The sequence below is a fragment of the Mycobacteroides franklinii genome (assembly GCF_001853795.1).
GTDB classification, from domain to species: Bacteria; Actinomycetota; Actinomycetes; order Mycobacteriales; family Mycobacteriaceae; genus Mycobacterium; species Mycobacterium franklinii.
Genome location: NZ_MLIK01000024.1, coordinates 63,212 through 82,118, shown reverse-complemented (window position 1 = coordinate 82,118; position 18,907 = coordinate 63,212). Strand labels below are relative to the sequence as shown.

The 18,907-nt window shown below is 64.6% G+C and carries 19 protein-coding genes; 11 read left to right on the top strand and 8 right to left on the bottom strand.

The genetic code is table 11. From position 1 onward, the window contains the following. The first annotated feature begins 20 nt into the window (after nucleotides 1-20). From BKG76_RS19810 to BKG76_RS19795, 4 genes are all read left to right on the top strand, one after another. Complete coding sequence (locus tag BKG76_RS19810) at nucleotides 21-1,310, top strand: DUF6986 family protein (protein ID WP_083338142.1); 1,290 nt, start codon at nucleotides 21-23, stop codon at nucleotides 1,308-1,310. Beyond that, a complete protein-coding gene (gene alc, locus BKG76_RS19805; RefSeq protein WP_070939448.1) occupies nucleotides 1,307-2,323 on the top strand; it encodes an allantoicase in 1,017 nt (338 codons plus the stop codon). Before BKG76_RS19810 ends, alc begins: the two co-directional genes overlap by 4 nt. A 285-nt stretch (nucleotides 2,324-2,608) precedes the next feature. Then, nucleotides 2,609-3,499 (top strand): aldo/keto reductase, encoded by an 891-nt coding sequence (locus tag BKG76_RS19800; protein WP_070939447.1) that lies wholly within the window; start codon nucleotides 2,609-2,611, stop codon nucleotides 3,497-3,499. A gap of 106 nt (nucleotides 3,500-3,605) precedes the next feature. After that, nucleotides 3,606-4,574 (top strand): alpha/beta fold hydrolase, encoded by a 969-nt coding sequence (locus tag BKG76_RS19795; RefSeq protein WP_070939446.1) that lies wholly within the window; start codon nucleotides 3,606-3,608, stop codon nucleotides 4,572-4,574. Here BKG76_RS19795 and BKG76_RS19790 read toward each other — a convergent pair. The 6 genes from BKG76_RS19790 to BKG76_RS19765 all read right to left on the bottom strand — a co-directional run bounded on the left by BKG76_RS19790 (nucleotide 4,571) and on the right by BKG76_RS19765 (nucleotide 9,707). Beyond that, a complete protein-coding gene (locus tag BKG76_RS19790) occupies nucleotides 4,571-5,470 on the bottom strand; it encodes an SDR family NAD(P)-dependent oxidoreductase (RefSeq protein WP_070939990.1) in 900 nt (299 codons plus the stop codon). The two genes, BKG76_RS19795 and BKG76_RS19790, sit on opposite strands and share 4 nt — an antisense overlap. A 100-nt stretch (nucleotides 5,471-5,570) precedes the next feature. Next, nucleotides 5,571-6,599 (bottom strand): 2-dehydropantoate 2-reductase, encoded by a 1,029-nt coding sequence (locus BKG76_RS19785; protein WP_070939445.1) that lies wholly within the window; start codon nucleotides 6,597-6,599, stop codon nucleotides 5,571-5,573. Further along, nucleotides 6,596-7,438 (bottom strand): MBL fold metallo-hydrolase, encoded by an 843-nt coding sequence (locus BKG76_RS19780; protein ID WP_207543797.1) that lies wholly within the window; start codon nucleotides 7,436-7,438, stop codon nucleotides 6,596-6,598. The genes BKG76_RS19785 and BKG76_RS19780 overlap by 4 nt, the downstream gene beginning before the upstream one ends. Nucleotides 7,439-7,470: 32 nt before the next feature. Beyond that, nucleotides 7,471-7,860, bottom strand: coding sequence for a RidA family protein (locus BKG76_RS19775; protein ID WP_070939443.1), 390 nt, complete (start codon nucleotides 7,858-7,860; stop codon nucleotides 7,471-7,473). A 39-nt stretch (nucleotides 7,861-7,899) separates the two neighbouring features. After that, nucleotides 7,900-8,895, bottom strand: a complete 996-nt coding sequence (locus BKG76_RS19770) for a dipeptidase (protein WP_070939442.1) — start codon at nucleotides 8,893-8,895, stop codon at nucleotides 7,900-7,902. Further along, complete coding sequence (locus BKG76_RS19765) at nucleotides 8,892-9,707, bottom strand: class II aldolase/adducin family protein (protein WP_070939441.1); 816 nt, start codon at nucleotides 9,705-9,707, stop codon at nucleotides 8,892-8,894. Before BKG76_RS19765 ends, BKG76_RS19770 begins: the two co-directional genes overlap by 4 nt. A 244-nt stretch (nucleotides 9,708-9,951) precedes the next feature. Here BKG76_RS19765 and BKG76_RS19760 point away from each other — a divergent pair, with 244 nt between their 5' ends. The 3 genes from BKG76_RS19760 (at nucleotide 9,952) to BKG76_RS19750 (ending at nucleotide 11,704) form a co-directional block, all read left to right on the top strand. Continuing rightward, nucleotides 9,952-10,581 (top strand): TetR/AcrR family transcriptional regulator, encoded by a 630-nt coding sequence (locus tag BKG76_RS19760; RefSeq protein ID WP_070939440.1) that lies wholly within the window; start codon nucleotides 9,952-9,954, stop codon nucleotides 10,579-10,581. Nucleotides 10,582-10,743: 162 nt separating this feature from the next. Beyond that, nucleotides 10,744-11,280 carry an SMI1/KNR4 family protein gene (locus BKG76_RS19755; protein WP_083338192.1) on the top strand — a complete coding sequence of 179 codons (537 nt, stop codon included), beginning with the start codon at nucleotides 10,744-10,746 and terminating at the stop codon, nucleotides 11,278-11,280. A gap of 55 nt (nucleotides 11,281-11,335) precedes the next feature. Continuing rightward, a complete protein-coding gene (locus BKG76_RS19750; RefSeq protein WP_070939988.1) occupies nucleotides 11,336-11,704 on the top strand; it encodes a hypothetical protein in 369 nt (122 codons plus the stop codon). Here BKG76_RS19750 and BKG76_RS19745 read toward each other — a convergent pair. After that, nucleotides 11,699-12,367 carry a TetR/AcrR family transcriptional regulator gene (locus tag BKG76_RS19745; RefSeq protein ID WP_070939439.1) on the bottom strand — a complete coding sequence of 223 codons (669 nt, stop codon included), beginning with the start codon at nucleotides 12,365-12,367 and terminating at the stop codon, nucleotides 11,699-11,701. The two genes, BKG76_RS19750 and BKG76_RS19745, sit on opposite strands and share 6 nt — an antisense overlap. 105 nt (nucleotides 12,368-12,472) lie before the next feature. On the opposite strand from BKG76_RS19745, the gene BKG76_RS19740 reads away from it, so the two are divergent. The 4 genes from BKG76_RS19740 (at nucleotide 12,473) to BKG76_RS19725 (ending at nucleotide 17,461) form a co-directional block, all read left to right on the top strand. Further along, nucleotides 12,473-13,978 (top strand): MFS transporter, encoded by a 1,506-nt coding sequence (locus tag BKG76_RS19740; protein WP_070939438.1) that lies wholly within the window; start codon nucleotides 12,473-12,475, stop codon nucleotides 13,976-13,978. Between the two features lie 49 nt (nucleotides 13,979-14,027). Further along, nucleotides 14,028-14,597 (top strand): GNAT family protein, encoded by a 570-nt coding sequence (locus BKG76_RS19735; RefSeq protein WP_070939437.1) that lies wholly within the window; start codon nucleotides 14,028-14,030, stop codon nucleotides 14,595-14,597. Nucleotides 14,598-14,758: 161 nt separating this feature from the next. Further along, complete coding sequence (locus BKG76_RS19730) at nucleotides 14,759-16,813, top strand: hypothetical protein (protein ID WP_070939436.1); 2,055 nt, start codon at nucleotides 14,759-14,761, stop codon at nucleotides 16,811-16,813. A gap of 57 nt (nucleotides 16,814-16,870) precedes the next feature. After that, nucleotides 16,871-17,461: a class I SAM-dependent methyltransferase gene (locus tag BKG76_RS19725; protein ID WP_070939435.1), complete on the top strand. Its 591-nt coding sequence runs from the start codon at nucleotides 16,871-16,873 to the stop codon at nucleotides 17,459-17,461. 51 nt (nucleotides 17,462-17,512) lie between these two features. Here the strand turns inward: BKG76_RS19725 and BKG76_RS19720 are convergent, their stop codons facing one another. Then, nucleotides 17,513-18,745, bottom strand: a complete 1,233-nt coding sequence (locus tag BKG76_RS19720) for an RtcB family protein (protein WP_070939434.1) — start codon at nucleotides 18,743-18,745, stop codon at nucleotides 17,513-17,515. Nucleotides 18,746-18,907: the final 162 nt, after the last annotated feature.

Here is an 18,907-nt window from a genome sequence, read left to right as displayed (position 1 = left end):
GCGGTAACGCGTCTGCGAGCATGGGAGCCGTGTCAGCGGCATCCCCATCGAACCCATCAGATGCCGGTAGCCCCGGCTGGCTCGCTCCTATCGTGGAACTGGTGGCGGCCGCCGATGCCGATCTGGCATCGGCCTACCCTGAGGGCCCCGGTGAACCACAGCCCATCCACACCGTCTACCTCAGCGCGGCGCTGGCCGACGCCCAACTACCCGGGCAATGGGGAGCATCCGCGCTTGCCCTGGCCCAGCACCATGAAAAGGCGCTGGCCGTCCTCGACACACACGGTGCACTCCCCCGCGTCAAGGAACGGCTGGCCATCGCCCCCATCCAGGATTTGCGACTGGACTTCGAGGACGGCTACGGCTGGCGCGAAGACAGCACCGAGGACGCCGACGCGCGCAAGGCGGGACGCGTGCTGCGCACTCTGTCCATCGACGCGAATCCTCCTGCAGCACTGGGAATTCGGATTAAGGGCCTTACCTCACTACATCTGCGGCGCAGTGTGCGGACTCTGGAGCTGGTATTGGACGGCGCGTCCGGAGTACCGCGGGGATTTGTGACCACCCTCCCGAAATTCCGGTCGCTGACTCAGGTCGAGGCCGCGCTCCGACTGTTCGACACACTTGAGCAGGTACACGGATTACCCAGCGGCTCACTGCGTTTCGAACTCCAGATCGAGAGTCCGCAAGCCGTGCTGGGCGCCGACGGCACAGTCCCGCTGGCCAAGGCCATCCACCTGGCGCGGGGACGCCTGACCGCATTGCATTACGGAACCTATGACTACAGCGCGGCCTGCGGGATAGCCGCCGAATACCAGTCACTCGAACACCCCGTGGCCGACCACGCCAAGGCGGTGATGCTGGCGGCCGCGGCACAGACGGGTGTGTGGGTATGCGACGGCTCCACCCAGGTGAATCCCGACGGCTCCCCTGAGCAGCAGGCCGCGGCGCTCACCCGTCACCACCGGCTGGTCACCCGCGCGCTCGAGCGCGGCTATTGGCAGGGATGGGATATGCATCCGGGACACCTGGTCACCCGATGGCTGGCGACCTACGGGTTCCACCGGCGCGCGTTGGCGGTGGCCGGCCCCCGCATTGTCGCCTACCTGCAGCACCAGGGCGGTGGTGTCGTCGATGAACCGGCGACGGCTCAGGCACTGGCGGCCGGAGTCCTGCGCGGCCTGGACTGCGGCGCCTACACCGACGATGAGGTCGCCGCCCTGATGCCTGGCTGCAACCGCGCGGTCCTGAACCAACTCGTGCAACGCACGACCATCGGTGGCATGACAGGAGGAACCGACCAGAGATGACCGGCAACACACCCGCGGGACTGCCCGACTTCACCATGCTGCCCGACTTGGCACTGCGCCCCCTGGGTGGCGCGGTGATCTGGGCCAACGACGACCTGTTCGCCGAGAAGGAAAATCTGATCAAACCCGGGCCGGCCGATTACCGGCCCGCGACCTTCGGGCACAAGGGGCAGGTCTACGACGGATGGGAGACCCGGCGCAGACGCGACCCCGTCGGCGAGCCCGGCCAGGACTCCGCCATCGTCCGCTTGGGTGTGCCCGGAGTGATCGCGGGCATCGTCGTCGACACCGCGTGGTTCAAGGGCAACTATCCGCCGGAGATATCGATCGACGCGGCAGAGATCGACGGGTACCCGTCCGCGGACGACATCGCCCGTGACACCGACTGGCAGAGCATCGTCGGCCGCACGAAGGTCTACGGCGACAGCCGGAATGTCTTCGATGTCGATTCGCCGCGACGGTGGACACACGTGCGGCTGACCATGCATCCCGACGGCGGGGTGGCACGGCTGCGTGTGCACGGCCATGGGCGGCCCGACCCGCGATTCCTCGATGCCGGGCAGTTCGATCTTGCCGCCATCGAAAACGGCGGCCTGGTGACCGATTGCTCCAACCGGTTCTACAGCTCACCGCAGAATCTGCTGTTCCCCGGGGTTGCGCGGGTCATGGGCGACGGATGGGAGACGGCCCGCCGCCGCGACGGCGCCAACGATTGGGTGCAAGTGCGGCTCGCCGGCGAGGGCGTGCTCCGGCTGGCCGAAATCGACACCTCGTATTTCGTCGGCAATAGCCCCGGCGCGGCAGGACTGCAGGGTCTGACCCCGCAGGGTGACTGGGTGCCGCTCTTACCGCGCACCTCGCTGCAGCCCGACACCCGACACCGCTTCCTGCTGGCGGGCCAGCAGCCCGTCACCGACGTACGCCTGGATATCTATCCCGACGGTGGGCTCTCGCGTCTACGCCTCTTCGGTGACCTCACGGCAGCGGCGCGGGCCCAGCTCCAGAGCCGTTGACATCTGGCGTACGCGCCACGCGATGGGGCTTCGGGCCGCGGATACGTCCTGGCGCCGAGGCCTTTTCCGCACTCACCGTGTAAGGATCGTGTAAAACCGAAAGCCTCGACGGCGCCGAAACTCCTTGCTGTTCAGCGGTTTCAGGAAGTTCACAGCGATCATGTGAGCCGCGTCATAGATGCCAATTTCAACTGACAGTTCTACAGTTTCAACTGTCACAAGGACGTGTCGCTCCCGGGTATCAATTCCACTGCTCCTTCAGCCGCAGAGTGATTGGAGTCCCTCGTGCAACCATGCACTGTCCCCAAAGTTCGTTTCCACAACGGTGTCGACATCCCCCAGTTGGGCCTAGGTGTCGCCGCCATACCCGATGTCGAGGCGGAAGTCATTGTGCGGCAAGCACTTGACGCCGGATACCGACATATCGACACCGCCACCAGATATGGCAATGAACGCGGGGTTGGTCTCGGCATTTCCCGTTCGGGCGTGCCCCGGGAAGAAGTTTTCGTCACCACGAAGCTCTGGGTGGACGATTTCTGTGATGCCGCCGGCGCTTTCGCACGCAGCCTTGACATGCTAGGCACCGACTACGTGGATCTGTTCCTGATCCATTGGCCTGCACCGGATAACGGCCAGTATGTGACTGCATGGCAGCAGATCGTCCAGCTCTATCTCGCGGGCGACATCCGCGCCATCGGGGTATCCAACTTCGAACCCGAGCACGTACAGGCCATCGTCGACGCGACCAGCGTGCTGCCGGTGATCAATCAGGTGGAGCTACACCCGTACTTCCAGCAGCGAGAGTTGCGGCAGTTCAACTCCGAGCGGGAAATCGTCACGGAGGCATGGAGTCCCCTCGCCCAAGGAATCGGCGCCACCGACGATTCCCCGCTGGCTGCGTTGGCCGCCAAGCACAACAAGACGCCGGCGCAGCTGATCCTGCGTTGGCATATTGAACTGGGGCACGTGGTGATACCCAAGACCTGCTCGCCCCATCGATTGGCCGAGAATCTCCAGATCTTCGATTTCAGTTTGTCCGCAGAAGATCTCGACATGTTCGTTCAGTTCGACCAGCCCAACGGCAGGCTGGGGACGCACCCCAACGAGGGGTTCTCGGCACACCATTCCGCGCGAAGCAGATGGCACCGGGAGCGCCTGTCCAAGCGGGCCGCCTAGCGGGGCGGCCGCAGGGGCTCACCCGTCATCGCAACGGCCGGGGGGCCGCCCGACGCCGCGTCCGTGTGGACAGTGAGCACCACTGATCGGCCCACACCGCGCACGCATGTATCGGACGTCAATAGACTCTTTCGACGTGACCGAACGAGACAAGACGGAATCCGCACCGGCTCAAGACGCGGTGCCCACGCTCGACGTGGAGGGCTCCGGAGTTCAGCCCCCGGTCTCGCCCCGCATACGACGCGCGTTCTGGTGGCTGGAGCGCCTCGCGCCGGCGATCGGATCGCGCTGGGCGGTCGAACTGTGGTGCACCCCGCCCGTCATCGAGTCGAGTCTGCGCATGCCACCCGGGGTGCCTCCCGGCGAGCCTCTGGAGGCTCACTGGAATGGGCACCGGATTGCCGGAGAGTCCTGGGGTGAAGGGCCGGCGGTCTACCTCGTACACGGCTGGGGCGGGCAGCGCCCGCACCTGGGGATCTTCATCAAGCCGCTTCTGCAGGCCGGATACCGCGTCATCGCCTTCGACCTCCCCAGCCACAACGAATCCGACCGCGGTGCGCTGGCACCCGGACGCACCACGCTGATCGAATGCGCGCACGCCGTGGCCGCCGTCATCGAGGAGCACGGGCCCGCCCACGCGGTAGTGGCGCACTCCCTGGGGGCCAACGCGACCACGTTCGCCGCTTCCTACGGAGCATCGGTGGGCCGGGTGGTCTACCTGGCACCGATGGGTGATTTCCCGCTGTATCTCGACCTGTTCGCCGCGCGGCACGGGTTCGGCCCACGGATACGCGCGGGCCTGCAAAAACAGCTCGAACGACGGATCGGTATGACGCTGCCGGAAACCGAGCTGGTACGGGTCGCCGCCGATGCCGGCCACCCCCCGCTGCTGCTCATCCACGACCCGGACGACCCCGACACCCCCTACGCATCGAGCCAACGGCTGGCGGATTCCTGGCCCGGCGCGCGTTTGATGGCAACCAAGGGACTGGGACGGCTCGCGCACTACCGCATCTTGAGGCACCGGCCGGCGATCAATGCCGGCCTCGAATTCATAGGTCCCGCTTCGGATTAACCGATACCGGAAGTGGCAACAGGCGCCGGTTCCCTCTTCCCGCCCCGCGACGAATACCAACGGTAGTAGTCGTTTTGCACCCGGCTGACGATCCCGGGTGCGACGCGATACGAGTCGCGGTACAGGATGCCCAGCGGATTGTTCACCTCACGACGCTGTCGACGGATCGCGTCGACCAGCATGTCGACCCCCTCTTCCAGGCTGAGCGATGCGTAGTGACTCCAATCCGTCGGGGCGATCATGTCGGTCGAAACCAACGGCAGATGGATATTGGTCACCCGCACTCCGTCGGCACGGCTCTCGATGCCCGCGATGCGCAGCACCGCATCCATGGCCGCCTTCGATCCGACGTACGCGGAAAATTCGGGCAGGTTGCCCAGCACTCCGATCGATGAGCTGTGCACGATGTGACCAGAGCCGCGAGCGCGCATGCCTGGCAGCAGGCGCAGCACCAGGCCGACACCGCCGAGGTAGTTGATAGCAACGGTGCGCTCGTAGTCATGGAGCCGACGCTCGGAGTCCGCCAGCGATCGCATGATTGATCGGCCCGCGTTCAGCACCAGAATATCCGGTGCGCCAAAGCGTTCGAGCACCTCGTTGGCCACAGCTTCGGCCCCTTCGGCCGTCGACAGGTCACCCGGCACCGCGTGTGCGGCGCCGCCAGCAGCGATGATCCCGCGCACCACGTCGTCGAGCTCATCGGCACGGCGCGCGGTCACGATCGCGATGGCACCCGCCGCAGCGATTCGCTCCGCCAACCGCCGGCCGATCCCGCTCGACGCACCGGTGATCACGACGGTTCGACCGGTAACGCGCTCGGCGAGCGTGGGCGTCCACGGATACGTCACGCGCACAGGCTTGGTAAGGACGTTGATCATGTGCCTGACGGCGCGCATCCGGTCTCCCACAGCTCTGACTCCCATAGCTGACACCCGTCAACTCGGAGGCAATGATGATGTTGACACCGCTTGTTGTCAAGATGGCGCGATCACGCCCTCAGGCCCGTGCACTCCTCTCGCCACACCCGACACCACGACCGATCTCACGGAGCAGTTCGGCACCGTCCCACTGCGTGCGACTCCCCTCAGTTGCCGCGCGGACCAGGTCGACCAGCGTGGCATTGACCGGCGCGCTCCGGCCCAACTGTGCCGCGAGAGCCACGACTTCACCATTGATGTAATCGATTTCGGTGGACCGGCCCGCCTCGAGGTCGTCCAGCATCGAGGAGCGCGCCTGCGGATCGATGGTGACCATCTGGCGCGCCAGCCTGCTGAATATGGGGTCGGGTGTACGCAGCACCCACGGCATCAACGTAATCGGCGCGGCCAGCGGGCTCACCACCGCCTGACCCACGCGTCGCAGCAACTCAAGCGCTTCGCGTTGCGCTGCCGCGAGCACGCGGCGGAAGTTCCTGTCTTCCAGTTCAGATTTCAAGGGCAGACCGGACAACGCATTGACCGCGTTGTTGAGGTTCACCAAGAGCTTTCCCCACTGCACGGCAAGCATGTCATCATGCAGATCGGTGGGTAATCCACTGTCACCCAACGCATTCGCTACGGATTCGGCACCGCGGGCGAGCGCCAGCTTTCCCTGAGTGCCCTGGTGAAAGTGCCCCGGCGCAATGTGGGCGACATTGAATCCGACCATTCCCGCAATCACACTGTGCTGCGTGATGTATTCCGCGATCACTGCGGGGTTTCGTATCCCGTTCTGCAGGCTGACCACGTGCGCCCCGGGCCGCAATCCGCCCGCCAACGACTCCGCGATCCCTGCGCTGGCAGCTGATTTCACTGTGACGAGGACCGCGTCGGCGTCACCCGCAGCGTCAATGTCTTCGGTAAAGACACAGTCTCGCCCCGGAATGGTCTCCGAGAGTCCGAGGTAATCGGAGACGGTCAAGCCATGCTCGGCAATGGATTGCCCGAGCCGTGCCCGGCCGATGTAGACAACATCGTGCCCCGCCAGTTGCAATCGGCCACCCAGGTAACAGCCGATGCTGCCGGCCCCCGCAATGGCGATCTTCACCGGACAGCCCCCTGCGTGCGCTCCCCCGCCGCGGCGACGTGGTCCAGGTAATAAGGATTGTGTGCGTTGATGATCTGCACATCCTCACGCACCGCCAGTTCCCGCAATCGCTGGGCGTTGTACAACCGCGACGTCGCGTCAGCCTGCACCAGATTCTGGAATACCCGCAGCACCATCGGGCATCGCGGGTCGGGGCTCATCTCGCCGGGATGCATGAAGGCATCGCCCGCATGTACCAGCCAGCGCGGACGGCCAACTCCGCCGGTGTCGATCACCACTCCGACATGCCCGCGACTGTGACCCGCCAGCTGGATGATCGCGATCTCCTCTGACAGTCCGGAGAGCTGGCGGGCTGCCTCAAACCCGAACCACCAGTCACCGCCGATCGAGTACTCGACCCAGCGATCCCGGCCGCGCCTACGGTTCATCAAGTCGGACTGACCGCTGTATCTGACACGGTCGTGGAGAGTGAGCTGCGACCGAATGGACTCGGCCTCCAGCGCGTGCACATGCAGACGCGCATGCGGGAAGTCATCGACTCCACCGACATGGTCGTGATCGTGGTGGGTCAGCACGATATCGCTGACATCGGCGGGGTCGTATCCCAGCGCCTCCACCCGACGCACCGCGGTCTCACCTTCGGCGAACGCGGGGTTCAACAGCAGTTGAAGCGGACGTCCAATCCTGCCGACCGGATCGGCGATATCCCGAAGTCCGAACCCGGTGTCGACGAGAATCAATTTCGCGCCGGTATCGATAAGCAGGCAATGGCAGACCAAACGCCCGCGCTGCCACGGCGCTCCCTTGCCCTCCAGGAGACGCTTGCCGAGTGGAGCCATCGAGCCACAGTTCAGGTGATGGATCCGCACGGCTACTCTCTTGTCCCTGAAAGAATTGCCAGCGCATCGATCTCGACCAGCAAGCCGGTGGGTAGTCCACCGAAAAGTGTGGTGCGTGCGGGATAGGGAGCACTGAGGTTCTCCTCGAAGGCCCGGTTCAGCTCCCCGAACTCCTCTGGCGCCTGCAGGTACACCCGAAGCATCAAGACATCATCGAAATCCGCGCCGGCTTCACGCAGGATCGCCCGGATATTGCATAGCGCCTGCACGGTTTGTTCGTAGGCTGTCGCGCCGGCCAGCGAACCCGTCTCGGGGTCGATTCCTACCTGCCCGGCTACCTGAATGGTGTCGCCGATCCGGACGGCCTGCGAGTAGGGCCCTACGGGCCGGGGCGCATGAGCCGTTTCTATGTGCGTCTTCACGGTCGAATTCCTTTCTACATGAAAGTGATTGGCAGGCTGTCAGGATTGTGGTTTGTCCACAACCTTCCTCATGACGCGCACTGCGTTGCCACCGAGAATCCCTTCGACCTCGGGCGCGCTGAATCCTGTGCGCCGTAGCGCATCGCCCAATGTGGAGAACCCGGTGGGCACCTCGAATCCTTCGACGAATCCGGGTACGCCATTCATATCGGTTCCTATGCACAGATGATCGGGGCCGACGAGCGCCGCCAGGTGCGAAGCGTGCCGCGCGAAATCGTCCAGGTCCCGCATACCAAGTCCCCGAAAGCCCATGGGCCACAGCCCGACCAGCCCACCGGTGTCGGCTATCGCACGGGCCTCGACATCGCTGATATAGCGCGGAAACTCTTGAACGGCGGCTGCCCCGGTGTGAGAACTGATGACCGGAGCCGCCGTGTGCTCACAGACCGACAGCGTGGTGGCCGCATCGGCGTGGGCTACGTCGATGAGCATCCCGAGCCGGTTCGCTTCTCCCACAATCTCTCTACCCAGCGCCGTCAAGCCGGCGGCGTAGCGCCCGGACCGCACGCTTCTGCTTCCGCGGCTTCCGGTGAGTGAGGTACTGATGGTTCCGAGCCCATTGTCCGCGTAGTGGACCAGACCGAGGACACGCACGCCCAGGCGATACAGATCGGTCAGCCGATCAGGCTGCGCCCCAACCACATCAGCACCTTCGATACCCAACATCACCGATGGCCGATCGGTGTTCTGTCCCTGTTCGACGTTGTTCACCACCGAAATACCTGCCGCTGCGGCCTCGGCGCGGGCAAGGGCGAGCTGTGCCTTGACCCCGCTCCACGGCGATCGGAGCCGCCATGCCGTTCCGAGTACCGCGTCCCCCACCGCGGTCACGACGGCCAACCGGCCATTCTCAAGGGAGGAAAGCGGCTCGGACGGCATGTCGATGGCCTTGCCCGCCACGGCCCGTAGCCACCGCGGCGCGATACTCAGCCCGTGAGTGTGTAAGTCGACGGTCGAGATCCCCTGGCCGCTCAACGAAAGGCCTCGGGAGCAGTCCGGACGATGTCGTCCCACAGTGGGCGGAACTGGAACCATCCGGCCAGCGGCGTGCCGATCTGCTCATAGACCGACACCGCAGTGTCGTGGGCGATCGTCCGCGGCTCACCCGCTGCCATGGCGAGTAGTTGCGCCTGACATGACCGTTCCATGGTGATGAACCACCAGGCCGCCTCGGCCACGGAATGTCCCACGGTCAGCAGCCCGTGATTCTGCAGTATGACCGCCTTGGCCGGCCCCAGGGCCGCACCGATGGCGCGCCCCTCCTCGACGTCGGTCACCACCCCGAGGTAGTCGGTGTACACCGCGTGATCCTGATAGAAGGCGCACGCGTCCTGGGTGATCGGCAGCAATGGCTGGCCCAATGACGAAAACGCCTTTCCATGTATCGAGTGTGCGTGCGCGGCGGCGATCACATCCGGTCGCGCCTTGTGCACTTCCGAGTGGATGCAGAACGCCGCCCTGTTGACCGGCCGGTCTCCGGTGAGCACGTTTCCGTCGTGATCGACGTGGACGAGGTCCGACACCGTGATGTGCCGGAAGTTCATGCCGAACGGATTCACCCAGAACGTCTCGGGGAACTCGGGGTCACGGACGGTGATGTGCCCAGCCACGCCTTCGGAGAAACCGAAGGCACCGAAGATCCGGAAAGCTGCCGCCAGTTCGCGCAACCGGAGATCACGTTCCTCACTGACTGTCGTGGTCGAAGGCCTGTGCATCCAGTCGGTGCCCGTGGAACCGACTGCGTAGGCCGATATCTCCTCATTCACTGTGGTCCCTCCGGCGGCCATCTCATCTCCTTTCGATACAGATCTGTATCCTTTTTCGCAGGCTACCGCCGGGCGCGAAACGCGTCAAGAGTGAGTCAGACGCAAAGAATGCACCTCAATATGGTGAAAATAAACAACTCTCACCTCCGCCTTACCTCGGCCCCGCCGCCGCGACGAGACGCGACGCACCGCGACTGGCGCCATGATTTCAGATACACAGTTGTATTGTTACCGTGCTAGATTTTCGACAAGCGAAAGGAAGCCGATGCCGAAAGACTGGACTCACCGGCGTGAACGCACGCGCGCACGCCTGCTCGAGGCCGCTCTTGACGTATTCGCCGAGCGCGGCTTCCACGGTGCGAGCATCGAGAATATCTGCGAGAGAGCAGGATTCACCCGCGGCGCGTTCTACTCGAACTTCTCGGGCAAGGATGAACTTTTTTTCGCGCTGTTCGATGCCAGCAGCGATCAGCTGATCACGCAGTTGCACGCAGCACTGGAGCAGTGCCGCGCCAGTCCCGATCCCGTCGGCACCTTCATCGCTCTCATCGATGACAAAGGCCCCGACCAGCGTCGCTGGTACCTCATCAGCACCGAGTTCACGCTCTACGCGATTCGCGAACCGAAGGCCGCTGCCGTACTGGCCGAACATGACGCCCGCCTACGGCGTGAAGCCGCCGGGGTAATCAATGAGCTGATGTCCATCGCCGATCGGGAGTTGATCATCGACACCGAACTCGTCGCGCGGCTTGCCACCGCACTGCGTGAAGGCGCCGCCGCGCAGGTCTATGTCGAGCCCGACGCGGTCGAGGCTCGCATGCTGGAGCGGCTCGCCTTCCCCGCGATGCTGCGCGCCTTTTCCCAGCCTGTTCACCGGCCATCCGACAGGCACTAGCCGAAGCCCCCCCACTGCGGTCTTCGTTTGCTATCGTGACTGGTAGGTGCAATTTTTGGGGAACGTATGCGGTTCGGCGCAATAGTCTTTCTCACCGCAGCGCTGCTCTGCGCCTGCGTCTCCCCCAGTAGCTCTGCCCGGCAGGACGAATGGTCCTCGCTGGTGTCGATGCTTGGCGATCAGCAGAAGACCCTGCACGACAAGGACACCCGCTACGACCTGCCCGGCACAGCCCGGCCGACGACACGCGACGATATTCGTGCCACCGAGCGGCAATGGGGCCTCTACCTCGATGCCGACCATCGCGACCTACTCCAGGTCTCCGATGGCATGCGCGCCTTCTGCGGTTTCGATGATTTGTTCGCACTCGCGGACGCGGGGCCAGGCTCGAAGAATTGGGAGGGCATGAAGGCGTACATCGAAGGCGCATCCCTGACTCCCGAGTACTTCGGTGCCCATTCCTTCAATCAACTCATTCCCGTCTTCGGCACCGAGGACGACTACGTCATGGTCATTGCCGTCGCGCATTCATATTTCAGCGATGAGCCGGGGGTTGTCTTCGAGCTCGGCGGAGTCGGCCCCCACGGGATCGGCCAGTACCCCACCTTGATGGAGGCGGTGCGCGGCAAGGCCGAGTCGTATCAGAAAGAGCTCAAGAACGTCCACACGTACGGCGTCGGCGTACCCGAATCTCACTGACACCAATGGTTATTCGGTGGCCGGCATCGATCCCCGCCGTTACGCTCGTGATCCCATGACATCGAACCACGACCCACACGCACTGCGCGCCACCATGCGCACCGACCTCAGCGTCGCACTGAAGGCCCGCAACAGCGAGGCCGTCAGCGCGCTGCGCACCGCGATCGCCGCGATCGACAATGCCGAATCGGTGGACAGCACCATGGACACCACCCTGAACAGCACCCACATAGCCGGTGCGGCCACGGGCCTTGGTGCGACCGAAGCTCCGCGTCGCACGCTCTCCCCCGCTGACGTCCGCACCATCGTGCAAGCGCAAGTGGACGACCGGATCACCGAGGCCGATCGTTACGACGCACTCGGGCAGCCCGGGGCCGCCGCAAAGCTGCGCGTCGAGGCGACGATTCTCTCCGAATACCTATAGCTTCTGGTATCGCCGTGCGATGCCGTCGCAGAGGATTTCCACGCCCTTGACGATCACCTCACGCGGGTTGGTTACCTGTGGCAGGTCACCCAACCCCACCAGGGCGGCCAACCGTGGAGACTCCGGCACATCGGCGGTGCCGGCGATCAATTCCGACAACCCCGAGAAATCGGTACGCGTCCCCGGCGAGACGAGCTGCCCGCCGACGGCACCGAGGCCCACGCCCTGCGAGTAACTCCATACCTGAAACGCCAATTCCGCGGCCTCGGGTACGGGAATCTGTAAGTGACCGAATGCCTCGAGCAACCAGTCGAAACACACCAGGGTTTCCGGCTGCATCCCATTGCGTGGCACCGCGTATGCCAGCAGCACCCAGGGGTGGGTGCTGTACAGGTTGAAGTCGTACTCGACGGCGACGCGCACCCGCGCCCGCCAATCCGGATCGCCCATCATGTCGTCGGGATAGGCGAATCGCCGGGTGACCTCGGCGGTCATTTCGACCAGGAGCGCATCCTTGTCGGCCACGTGGCGGTACAGCGACATGGCACCCACCCCGAGCGCATCGGCGATCTTGCGCATGGACACTCCGGATAGACCATCCGAATCCGCGATCTCGATGGCCTTGGCAACAATCGACTCCAGCGTCAGGCGCGGATCCGTCACGACGCTCCCTTCACACTCGATTGACCATTTTAGCCGATTTGCGTACAGTGTACCCAGTCTGCTGCGTACGCCGTACGCGCCTCAATATAACCGGAGCGATACCCCATGACCAGCTGCAAGTCCACCGCGCCAGAAAACGCGACCGCCCCCGAGGGCGACCGCGCTGGACGCCGCACGTGGTTCGGTCTGGCATCCCTACTGCTACCCGTGTTCCTGGTGTCCATGGACGTCTCGGTGCTGTTCTTGGCCATGCCCCGACTGTCCGAGTCACTCAATCCTTCAGCAGCCGAACAGCTCTGGATCCTGGACGTCTACGGGTTCCTACTCGCAGGCCTGCTCATCACCATGGGCAACTTGGGCGACCGCTGGGGTCGACGTCGCCTCATGCTCTGGGGCGCAACCCTTTTCGCTGCCGCCTCGGTGCTCGCCGCATTCGCACCCACACCGCTGGCACTTATCGCCGCCCGGGCGCTGATGGGCGTCGGCGGCGCGACGCTGCTGCCCGCCAGCCTCTCACTCATCGGGGTCATGTTCCCCAACGCACGCCAGAAGGCGCTCGCCATCGGCATCTGGTCGGCGGCGTTCTCCTTTGGTGCGGCCGTCGGGCCCGTCATCGGCGGCATACTCCTGCATCACTTCTGGTGGGGCTCGGTGTTCCTCATCAATGTGCCGGTACTGATCGGGCTGCTGCTGACCGCGAACACGCTGATCCCCGAGTACCGCAATCCGGTGCGCGCGCCGTTCGACCTCGCTGGCGTCGCGTTGTCCATGGTCGGCATCATGACACTTGTCTATTCGGTGAAAGCCATGGCCACACACGGATTCTCGACGGCCGTCGCCATCACCGGCGCGATCGGCGTGCTCACCCTCGCGGTGTTCGTCCGCCAGCAGATGCGCAACCCACATCCATTGCTCGCGCTCGATCTGTTCCGAAACCGCACCTTTACCGTCGCGATCGTCGGCACCGTCGGCGCCATGGCGACTTTCGGCGCCACTACCTACCTCACCGGACTCTACGTGCAGTCCGTTCTGGGGTTCGATGTGCTCGCCGCGGCATTCCTGGGACTGCCGATGGCGGTGACCGTCGCCTACTTCTCCATGGACGCACCGCGTATCGAACGCATCCTGGGTGAACGCTGGACGTTCGTGGCATCGCTGCTGTCGATGGCCATCGGCAATGCGGTGCTGCTCGCGCTGGGGCCGCATGGACCGGTCGGCGTCTACATCGCTGCGACGGTGATCGTCGGCGCCGGTGCCGGGGTGATGTTCACCTTCGTCTCCGCCATAGCGCTCGGCGCGGCCCCGACAGAAAGGGCGGGACAAGCCACGGGCATCTCCGAGATGAGCTTCGAACTCGGGACCGCCTTCGGACTGGCCTTGTTCGGCGCACTCGCCTCGGCCGTCTTCACGGCGCACACCCATGTCCACGAGACGCTGGGCCAGGCGATGGCACGCGCCCAGGACATCGGCGGCGAGGCGGGCGCTGCCGCGGCCGAGCTCGCCCGCACCGGATGGACGGACGGCATCCACGCCGTGGCCAGCGTTTCGACGCTGCTGCTGGTGGCCATCGCCATCGCTGCCGGCGTAGTGATGCGCCGCACCCAGGACTGATGGACAGCCCAGCCGGGAACCTTCCGCGGCCCGGACTCGTAGAAAACATATGACCCGCGAGATCCGAGAGCTCGACTCCACCAATGAAGCCGTTGCCCACCGCGTGATCGCCACGGCGTTCGCCGAGGATCCCGTCCTCCGCTGGGTGAACTCCGATCCTCGACGCGACGAGACGATCTTCCGCGGCGTTTCGCTGGCCTTGCACGGCTCCGGCCAGGGCGAGTACCTGCTGTACGAGGACGGGGTCGCGGTCGGGGCCGCACATTGGGATCCCCCTCGCTGGGAGCCGCCCGCCGCACAGCGGATGCGGGCAGTCCCGCTGCTACTGGGCGGGCTGCGGCTGGGCATCGCTCGCGGTGTCGCGCTGGCGCGCGCCGCCGCGGCGGTTCGCCCTACTCACCCGCATTGGTATCTGGCGACCATCGGCGCGGCCGTTCCCGGCCGGGGCATCGGGAGCGAGCTCCTCAAGCACCAGATCGATCAGATCGAGGGGCCGGCGTATCTGGAGAGTTCAAACATCCGCAACAACCCGCTCTATGAACGCTTCGGCTTCAAGGTGGTCGAAGAGATCAGACCTACGGCCAACGGCCCATCCCTGTGGGCGATGTACCGGGACTGATTGCGCCCCAACGTCACTGATCGTGGTACTACCGGATTACTAAGAATCGGTAACGACCACGACTAGGCTGGCGATGGAATACCTAGAGTTCGGTGTGTACTTAGTGCTGGTAGTTGTTCCCGCGCGGCTCGGCGGGGGCACCGGTAGTACAGAAGGTTGAGATGACGATTGTTCCGCCTCCTACCGAGGACACGGCCATGCGGTCCTGGGAGTTCCCCGAGGAGAATCCCGAACCGCCCGCACGATGGAGCAAGTACGTGCCCGGCGAGCCGCAGCTGCGCGCAGCCGCCTTCGGCACACTGGTTGGCCTCCTGTTCGCGGTTCTCATGGGCGCGGCCTACAGCGCACAGCCCGGTGCTTCCCTGTGGTCATTGAACAAGACCGTCTTCCCCACCCATTCGCAGGACATCGCCGTGCGCGCGGTGGTCTCCGACCTCAAGAACGCCCAGGACATCCTCGGCAACGGCAAGCAGCCCTCAGCCGATCAGCTCACCGACGCCCGCAGCTCGCTCAATGACGCCAAACAGGGATTGGAGTACGTCTCCACCTCTGATGAGCGCACCTCGTTGCAGAATCTGTATCTGCAGCTCAACCAGCAGCTGCGTCAATACACCCCCGAGCAGGCCCAACAGCTTCCCGCGCTGCCGGCACCTCCCGGGGTGAACACCGACACGAACCTGGCGGCCAATGTGGGGCCGGCGGCACCGGCCTCATCCCCCGCGCCCAGCTGGGGATACACCGCCGCGGCGAACGCTCCTGCCGCCGCACCCGCGTCCTACGCGGTTCCCCCGCCTCCCGGTATTCCGGTCGATCCGGTCGCCGACTGGCCGGCGCCCATCGCGCCGCCATTGACACCCAACCTTCAGGATCTGGGCGGCTATGACCCGTCGTGGTCGCTGCTGTACGGATACAACGTCTTGGACTGGTTCAACTGGGGGCTCTCCGGTTTCAACCGGTACGGATACGACTTCACCGGCTTCGATCGGTGGGGCTATGACCGCTGGGGCTACGACCGGTGGGGCTACGACCGGTGGGGCTACAACTGGGACGGCTACAACTGGTCGGGCTACAACCGCGACGGACGGGATCGCGGCGGCCGCAATGAGTGGGGCCAGGTCAACGACAATGACCCCCGCGACCAGGGCTGGTACGACAAATACCACCCGTATCGGCAGTACTACGACTGGAAATTCCAGAACACCAATCCGGTGTACAGCCGGAGTCTCTGGGATCAGTCGCATGGAATCGATCCCTCTCAGTACCGGGATTGGAACCTGAATCGCAACTGGGACAACCCGTTACAGCGCGACTGGTCGCCGGTGGCCCGCATCGCCGACCGGCCGGTGCTGGCCGAGCCCGTGGTGAACCTGGACGCGTCGCTCGCGCAGTTCATTGCCGATGACAAGTCGGCCCGCCCGTCGAAGGATCTGATCAAGGATCTGTCGACCAAGTCAGCCCGCAACTTCAGCAAGGAGCTCGCCGCCCAACCCCCGGCGCCGGAGAAGTCTTCCGGACCGGAGTCACCTGCCACCGTAAAGCCTTCCGCTCCACCGGTATTGACTGCTCCGGCGCCGACAGTTCCGCCGAAGGAAGTGCCCGCCGACTTCACACCTCCGTCGCTGCCCACCGTTCCGCCGGTGACACCTGTGCCGACGACCGAGCCGCGCGCGACATCCAGCACCGCGAGCCCGGCGCCGTCGACCGAGCCGTCGCACACACCGGCGCCGTCGTCCGAGCCTCCGGCCAACGCCACCACAAGCACCCCGGGACCCACACTCACCTCGGTCGCGCCGACACCCACACCCAAGGAGGAGACCTCCGCTCCGGTGACGACGCAGCCGGCTCCGACGCACGAGACACCGGCGACGCCGACTCCCCACGAAACGGCGACCGTGGCACCGTCACAGACGGTGGAACCCACCACGGCTCCCGAACCAACCAAGCAGCGCAACACACCGACGCACGAGGTCCCGACCTCCGAGGCGCCCGCACCGCGCGCAACGGCAGAGCCGGTACCCGTCGAGACAGCTCCGTCTCACGCACCGGCAGCTGAACCGGCCGCGCCCACCCGGGAAGCACCCAGCCGGGAGGCTCCGACGCGCGAAGCACCCACGCGGGAGGCACCGACATACAGCACCGCCACCCAGGCACCCAGCCCAGGCGGAGGCGGCAGTAGTAGTGGCAGCAGCGGCAGTGGTGGCGGCGGCCACCACTAGCGAGGGGCCCCACTGCGACAGAAGTAAGGGTACCCTTACTCTATGCCTACAACTTGGATGGACACCGTGGTACGCCAGGTGCGTCGGGCCGGCGACTTTCCGTTCCCACACCAGGCGGCCTTCATGCTCGACAACCCGATTCACCGAAAATTCGTGAACCCCACCGGGGTCGCCCAGCAGTTGGCGCTACGCGGCGACGAATGGGTGCTGGAGATCGGCCCGGGCCCGGGCATCTTCAGCGTGCCTATCGCATCGCGCCTCCCCCGCGGACATCTGGACCTGTTCGATGTACAGCCAGAAATGCTCGACAAGGTAAGACGCAAGCTTCAGCGGGCCGGACACCGCAACGCCGGGTTCTACTCGGGCGATGCGAGTGGCGGGCTTCCCTTTTCGGACAACACCTTTGATGTCGCGTTCCTGTCCAGCGTGATCGGCGAGGTCCCCGATAAGGAGGCATGCATCCGATCGCTGGGGCAGGTGCTCAAACCCGGCGGGCGATTGGTCTTCCACGAGATCTTCCTCGATCCCGATCGACTGGGGATCAAGGAACTCCGCGCCCTCACCGAGCCCCAGGGATTCGCTTTCGCGTCCGCGACCGGAAGCCGATGGCGCGACATCGTGGAGTTCACCCGAACCGAAGACGCCTAGCACACAGCAGCATTGGGACGGTCTGAATCCACCCACCGCCCCATGCTCTTGCTAGGTGCCCTTGACGTTCATGATCTGGCGCAGCTGATGCAGCACGGTCACCAAATCCCGCGCGTCCTCCATCACCTGATCGATGTCCTTGTACGCGTCCGGGATCTCGTCGATGAACTCGGCGCCATCCCGATACTCGATACCTGCCATCCGCTTGCGCAGATCGTCCTGCGTGAACCGCTTACGCGCCTCGGTTCGGGAGAACCTACGCCCGGCGCCATGCGGTGCCGAGCACAGCGACTCCGGATTCCCCTTGCCCTGCACCACATATGACCGCGTTCCCATGGATCCGGGGATGATCGCCTTCACACCCTCATGCGCGTCGACGGCGCCCTTACGGGTCAGCCACACCTGCTTACCGAAGTGCTCCTCACGCTGGGTGTAGTTGTGGTGACAGTTAATGGTCTCCACTACCTGCGCGTCGGCAACGCCCATCCACTCGGCGAAAACCGAAGCGAACCGGTCCATCATCTCGGCCCGGTTGAGATAGGCGAATCGTTGCGCCCACTTCAGGTCCAGCAGGTAACGCCGGAACTCGTCGGTGCCCTGCGGCAGGAATGCCAGATCCTGGTGCGGCAGCGGCACATACCAACGCTTGCACAGCCGCTGGGCGATCTTGATGTGCCTCTGCGCGATCTTGTTGCCGACACCCCGACTACCGGAGTGCAGGAACAGCCACACCGCATCGGCCTCATCCAGGCACAGCTCGATGAAATGGTTACCACCACCGAGCGAGCCCAGCTGCTCACGCCACTTGGGCGAGTGCGACAGATCGACCTCAGTGCTTGCGGCCAGTTCGGCCAGCTCCTCGTATCGACCGCGAGTGAATGCGAATCGATCGCGCCCCGTGTTGTAGTTCCCCGGCGAGAGCGGAATCGCATCCTCGATGGACTCCCGCAGGGCCGCCAACGTGGTACCCGCAGTCGCGATCCGGCGATCGATATCTGATCTGGAGAAGCCGGTACGCATACCGATCATGCCGCAGCCGATGTCGACTCCGACCGCCGCCGGGATGACCGCGTCGACGGTGGGAATCACGGTGCCGACCGAGCTACCCATGCCGACGTGAGCGTCGGGCATCAACGCGACAAACGGCGCGACGAACGGCATGGCGGCCACTTCCTCGGCCTGCCGCAGGGTTCCGGGCTCGATCATCGATGCCCAGTTCCTCACCCGCCTACCCGAGCACGTGGCGCCCGGAAGATTCTGACTAGCAACCTCTAGATGTGTCATGGCGCCTCCTTTCATGGCTCGTGGCGCTGGACAATCCTGTGCGTCGAGGGACTCTTGCGCAACTGTTTTATGGGCGACTCAATGCTGGATTTACATCCCGGATAGCGGGAGACTGAGTTGTGAGGAATACCATATCTGGATATATCGTTAGTTTAGGTAATC